The sequence below is a fragment of the Streptomyces sp. NPDC127038 genome (genome assembly GCF_042725875.1).
Lineage (GTDB): Bacteria > Actinomycetota > Actinomycetes > Streptomycetales > Streptomycetaceae > Streptomyces.
In genome coordinates, this window is record NZ_JBHXDQ010000134.1 from 1 (window position 1) to 5,251 (window position 5,251).

Below are 5,251 nucleotides of genomic sequence, written 5' to 3' on the forward strand. Positions count from 1 at the left end.
GGGAACGCGGCGGGGGCACCGCCCGGGACGCACGAGGGGCCCGCATCCCTGGCGGGATGCGGGCCCCTCGTGCGTGAGTTGCGTCGGTGGTCGTTCGCGCCCGGATCAGACGGCGAGTTTGACCATGTCCGCCTGCGGACCCTTCTGGCCCTGCGAGATCTCGAACTCCACTCGCTGACCCTCTTCAAGGGTGCGGTAGCCGTCCATCTGAATCGCGCTGTAGTGCACGAAGACGTCCGCACCACCGTCGACCGCGATGAAGCCGTACCCCTTCTCCGCGTTGAACCACTTGACGGTGCCCTGAGCCATGCCTAACTCCCCTATTACTGGCCCTTGCACAGATCCACACTTCGCGGATCCGGGTCAGACCTCACCCCCCAAACGGTTGGGGGTGTGCGCCGGAACGCGTCGACCGCGGCTGAATGTATCTGTCCAACTGCCCTCTGCAACAGGTCAGTCGGACGAGAATTCTGGGCATGGCCGATCAATGATTTGCGGAGATTAGGCGAGGATCCGGGGCAAGTCGGGCCCCACAAATGCCATAAATTGCCCAAAAAGGCGGGTCACTTTGGCTACTTCTTGTCGGCGCTCGAACAGCAACTCATATGCGTCCGGCATGAAACCAACATCGAAAGCGAACCGGCTTCCCCAACTCTAGCGCGCTCAACCCTACAGAATTGCCCCCTCCGCTTGTCTCACGGAGGGGGCAATTCTGTGAACGCGATGTGTTCGGCATTACCGAGGGTAACGATCAGCCTCCGGCGACGGCCGGAATGATCGAGACGCCGGACCCCGCCGGGGTCGCCGTTTCGAGGCCCTGCTCGAAGCGCACGTCGTCGTCGTTGACGTACACGTTGACGAAGCGGCGCAGCTTGCCCTGGTCGTCCAGGACGCGCGCGGCGATGCCCGTGTGCTTCTTCTCCAGGTCGCCGATGACCTCGGCGAGGGTCGCGCCCTCGGCCGTCACCTCGGCGGCGCCGCCCGTGTAGGTGCGCAGGATGGTGGGGATGCGGACGTTGACGCTCATGATGCGAGGCCAGCCTCTCGGAAGGAGTCGAGGTTCGGACGGATGGTCGCGGTCAGCCCGGTGTCCGAGGCCACCGCGTCCAGGGTCTTCAGGCCGTCGCCGGTGTTGAGGACGACGGTGGTCAGCGTCGGGTCGAGCAGACCGTTCTCGATCAGCTTGCGGGTGACACCGACGGTCACCCCGCCGGCGGTCTCCGCGAAGATTCCCTCGGTGCGCGCGAGCAGCTTGATCGCGTCGACGATCTGGCCGTCGTTCACGTCCTCCACCGCACCGCCGGTGCGCCGCGCGATGTCCAGCACGTACGGCCCGTCCGCCGGGTTGCCGATCGCGAGCGACTTGGCGATGGTGTCCGGCTTCTGCGGCCGGACGACGTCGTGGCCGGCCTTGTAGGCGACGGAGACCGGGGAGCAGCCCTCGGCCTGGGCGCCGAAGATCTTGTACGGCCTGTCCTCGACCAGTCCGAGCTTGATCAGCTCCTGGAGTCCCTTGTCGATCTTCGTGAGCTGGGAGCCGGAGGCGATCGGCACGACGAGCTGGTCGGGGAGCCTCCAGCCGAGCTGCTCGCAGATCTCGTACGCCAGGGTCTTGGAGCCCTCGGCGTAGTACGGCCGCAGGTTGACGTTGACGAAGCCCCAGCCCTCGCCGGCCGGGTCGCCGATCAGCTCGGAGCAGAACCGGTTCACGTCGTCGTAGTTGCCCTCGATGCCGACGAGCTCGCCGCCGTAGACCGCGGCCATGACGACCTTGCCCTGCTCCAGGTCGTGCGGGATGAACACGCAGGAGCGGAAGCCGGCGCGGGCCGCCGCGGCGCCCACGGCTCCGGCGAGGTTGCCGGTGGAGGAGCAGGAGAGGGTGGTGAAGCCGAAGGCGCGGGCCGCTTCGAGGGCCTGGGCGACGACGCGGTCCTTGAAGGAGTGCGTCGGGTTGCCGGAGTCGTCCTTGACGAAGAGCTTCCCGGCGTCGACACCGAGCTCACGGGCCAGGTTGTCGGCCCGGACGAGCTTGGTCCAGCCGGGGTTGATGTTCGGCTTGTCCGCCACGTCCGCGGGGACGGGCAGCAGCGGCGCGTAGCGCCAGATGTTCGCGGGTCCCGCTTCGATCCGCTTGCGGAGTTCCTCGGTGTCGTACGCCGAGAAGTCGTAGGCGATCTCGAGCGGGCCGAAACACTCCTCGCAGGCGAAGACCGGACCGAGCGGGACGCGGTGTCCGCACTCGCGGCAGGAAAGCGCCGCGGCCGGGCCGAGGTCCACCGGATCGGCGGAGTTCGTGGTGCTTGCAACTGTCTGCGCAGCCATGGAGGCGAGGCCCTTTCTCCTCATCTTCCTCACGGCGCACTTCGCCGTGAGACGGATTTGGCACCTTCCCGAGCCGGGAGCCTCGCGACGCGATCGACATCGATCGGTACGAGACCGGCTGGAGGGTTGCCGGGGCTTCATCGGGCCGTATCCCTCTGCCCCTCTGGATGAGCGGTATTTGATTGTTGAACTGTTGAACACGATACGCGCCGACGATCCAGGACATGCGATGGTCATGCGCGTTGTTCAAGACTGTAACCGAAGGCCAGGACAGTTGAGATAGTCGTCCGAACCCCGAGACGAGCCCATCGATCTGCCGCTGGCCGCAGCGGGCACGCCGATGAGAGCGTGTGATCAGACAGTGAGGAGCCGCAGACGGTGCTGAGAGAAGTCGAGAGCTGGCTGAGCACACGCTCCTGGTCCGTGACCGACCGCCCGCTCCACAAGCTCATGGCAGCCAAACGCGTCACCGGCTCGACGGTCAGCGTCGTGCTGCCCGCGCTCAACGAGGAGGAGACGGTCGGCGAGATCGTCTCGATCATCCGCCACGACCTGATGCAGCAGGTCCCCCTCGTCGACGAGATCGTCGTCGTCGACTCCGGCTCGACCGACCGCACCTCCGCGGTCGCCGCCGCCGCGGGCGCACGGGTCGTGCACCGCGACGACATCCTCCCGCGGCTGCCCGCCGTGCCCGGCAAGGGCGAGGTGCTCTGGCGGTCGCTCCTCGTCACGAGCGGGGACATCGTCTGTTTCGTCGACGCGGACCTCAGGGAGTTCTCGTCCGACTTCGTCTCCGGGATCGTGGGCCCGCTGCTCACCGATCCCGGCGTCGACCTCGTCAAGGCCATGTACGACCGTCCGATGGCCGGCGGCGGCGGACAGGGCGGCCGGGTCACCGAGCTGATGGCCCGCCCCCTGCTCAACATGCACTGGCCGCAGCTCGCGGGCTTCGTCCAGCCGCTCGGCGGCGAGTACGCGGCCCGCCGCTCGCTGCTCGAACAGCTCCCCTTCCCCGTCGGCTACGGCGTCGAGCTGGGCATGCTCGTCGACGCCCTGCACCTGGTGGGCCTCGACGCCCTCGCCCAGGTCGACGTCGGGGTGCGCAAGCACCGCCACCAGGACGGCCAGGCGCTCGGCCGGATGGCCGCCGCGATCTACCGGACCGCGCAGCTCCGGCTCGCCCGCGGCCATCTGATCCGCCCCTCCCTCACCCAGTTCGAACGCGGTCGCGACGGTTTCCGGCCGCGCACCTACTCCGTGGACACCGAGGAAAGGCCGCCGATGAGCGAGATCTCCGAGTACCAGACGCGCAAAGCCGCGTAGTCCGGCGCCCTCGGCCGCCGATCGCATACGGCCGAAGGGCGCGTTTGAGCGTTTCGAGACGGGGCTAGGTTTCGAGGCATGGCTTCAACGCATGGTGCCCACAGGATTCTGGTCGCCTCCAACCGCGGCCCGGTCACCTACGAGGTACGGGAGGACGGCTCGCTGCACGCCCGGCGCGGCGGCGGCGGGCTCGTCTCGGGGCTCTCGGCGATCGGGCCGGACGCGGGCGCCCTGTGGGTCTGCTCGGCCCTCGGCGACGGTGACCGGGAGGCCGTCAGGCGGGGGGTCGGCGAGGACGGCGTACGGATGCTCGCCGTCGACGCGGACACGCACGCCGACGCGTACAACGGCATCGCCAACTCCGTGCTCTGGTTCGTGCACCACATGCTGTACCAGACCCCGCTGGAGCCGGTCTTCGACGCGGAGTTCCGGCGCCGGTGGGAGTCGTACCGGGCCTACAACCGCGCCTTCGCCGAGGCGCTCGCCGAGGAGGCGGCCGAGGGCGCGGCCGTGCTGGTCCAGGACTACCACCTGTGCCTGGTGCCCGGGATGCTCCGCGAGCTGCGCCCCGACCTGCGCATCGGGCACTTCTCCCACACCCCCTGGGCCCCCGAGGACTACTTCCGGATGCTCCCCGACGACATCCGCGCGGAGCTGATGGCGGGCATGCTCGGCGCGGACCGGGTGGCCTTCCTGACCTGGCGGTGGGCCACGGCGTTCCTGCGCTGCGCGGAGCAGACCGAACCCGGCCGCTACGTCGCCGTCCGGCCCTCGGGCGGCACCCCCGCGATCGAGCACCTGGACGGCGCCCGGCCCCCGGTGCGCGAGACCCGGGTCGGGGTGCACGGCCTCGGGGCGGACGCCGAGTTCCTGCGGGAGCGCTCGCACCGGGCGGACGTCGGGGAACGGATGGCCGCGCTGCGCGAGGAGATCGGGGCGGACCGCAGGACGATCGTGCGGGTCGACCGGACCGAGCTGTCGAAGAACATCGTGCGGGGGCTGCTGGCCTACCGGCAGCTGCTCGACGACCACCCCGAGTGGCGCGAGCGGGTCGTCCACGTGGCCTTCGCCTATCCCTCGCGGCAGGATCTGGCCGTCTACCGGGAGTACACGGCCGAGGTGCAGCGTCTGGCCGACGAGATCAACTCGCAGTACGGGACGCCCGGCTGGACCCCGGTGGTGCTGCACGTGAAGGACGACTTCGCGCGCTCGCTCGCCGCGTACCGGCTGGCCGACGTCGCGCTCGTCAATCCGATCAGGGACGGCATGAACCTCGTCGCCAAGGAGGTTCCGGTCGTCTCCGACGAGGGCTGCGCGCTGGTCCTGTCTCGGGAGGCGGGGGCGTACGAGGAACTGGGCGAGGACGCGATCTCCGTGAACCCGTACGACATCACGGGGACGGCGCGGGCGCTGCACGAGGCGCTCGGCATGCAGCCCGGCGAGCGCGCCGAACGCACCAAGCGCCTGGCCGCCGCGGCGACCGCCCTCCCCCCGAGCCAGTGGTTCCTGGACCAGCTCCACGCACTGGAGAGCTGAGGAGGAGGGGGCGGCGGTCGCGGTTCCGGATCCGGTGGGTGGGTGGGTCGGGGCCGTGCCGGTGCATCAG

The 5,251-nt window shown here is 69.2% G+C and carries 5 protein-coding genes and 1 riboswitch; of the genes, 2 read left to right on the forward strand and 3 right to left on the reverse strand.

Annotated elements, in window-relative coordinates:
- Nucleotides 1-105 precede the first annotated feature (105 nt).
- From ACFWI4_RS41025 to thrC, 3 genes are all read right to left on the reverse strand, one after another.
- The gene (locus ACFWI4_RS41025) at nt 106-309 is read right to left on the reverse strand and encodes a cold-shock protein (RefSeq protein ID WP_005315736.1); all 204 of its coding nucleotides are present in this window, start codon (nt 307-309) and stop codon (nt 106-108) included.
- Nucleotides 310-751: 442 nt separating this feature from the next.
- The gene (locus tag ACFWI4_RS41030) at nt 752-1,027 is read right to left on the reverse strand and encodes a MoaD/ThiS family protein (protein ID WP_385395028.1); all 276 of its coding nucleotides are present in this window, start codon (nt 1,025-1,027) and stop codon (nt 752-754) included.
- Nucleotides 1,024-2,322: a threonine synthase gene (gene thrC, locus ACFWI4_RS41035; RefSeq protein ID WP_387206812.1), complete on the reverse strand. Its 1,299-nt coding sequence runs from the start codon at nt 2,320-2,322 to the stop codon at nt 1,024-1,026. The genes ACFWI4_RS41030 and thrC overlap by 4 nt, the downstream gene beginning before the upstream one ends.
- Before the next feature lie 17 nt (nt 2,323-2,339).
- Nucleotides 2,340-2,496: riboswitch (SAM riboswitch) on the reverse strand.
- A gap of 204 nt (nt 2,497-2,700) precedes the next feature.
- On the opposite strand from thrC, the gene ACFWI4_RS41040 reads away from it, so the two are divergent.
- The gene (locus ACFWI4_RS41040) at nt 2,701-3,645 is read left to right on the forward strand and encodes a glucosyl-3-phosphoglycerate synthase (protein WP_385395023.1); all 945 of its coding nucleotides are present in this window, start codon (nt 2,701-2,703) and stop codon (nt 3,643-3,645) included.
- Nucleotides 3,646-3,723: 78 nt separating this feature from the next.
- Nucleotides 3,724-5,181 carry a trehalose-6-phosphate synthase gene (locus ACFWI4_RS41045; RefSeq protein ID WP_387206814.1) on the forward strand — a complete coding sequence of 486 codons (1,458 nt, stop codon included), beginning with the start codon at nt 3,724-3,726 and terminating at the stop codon, nt 5,179-5,181.
- The last annotated feature ends 70 nt before the right edge of the window (nt 5,182-5,251 follow it).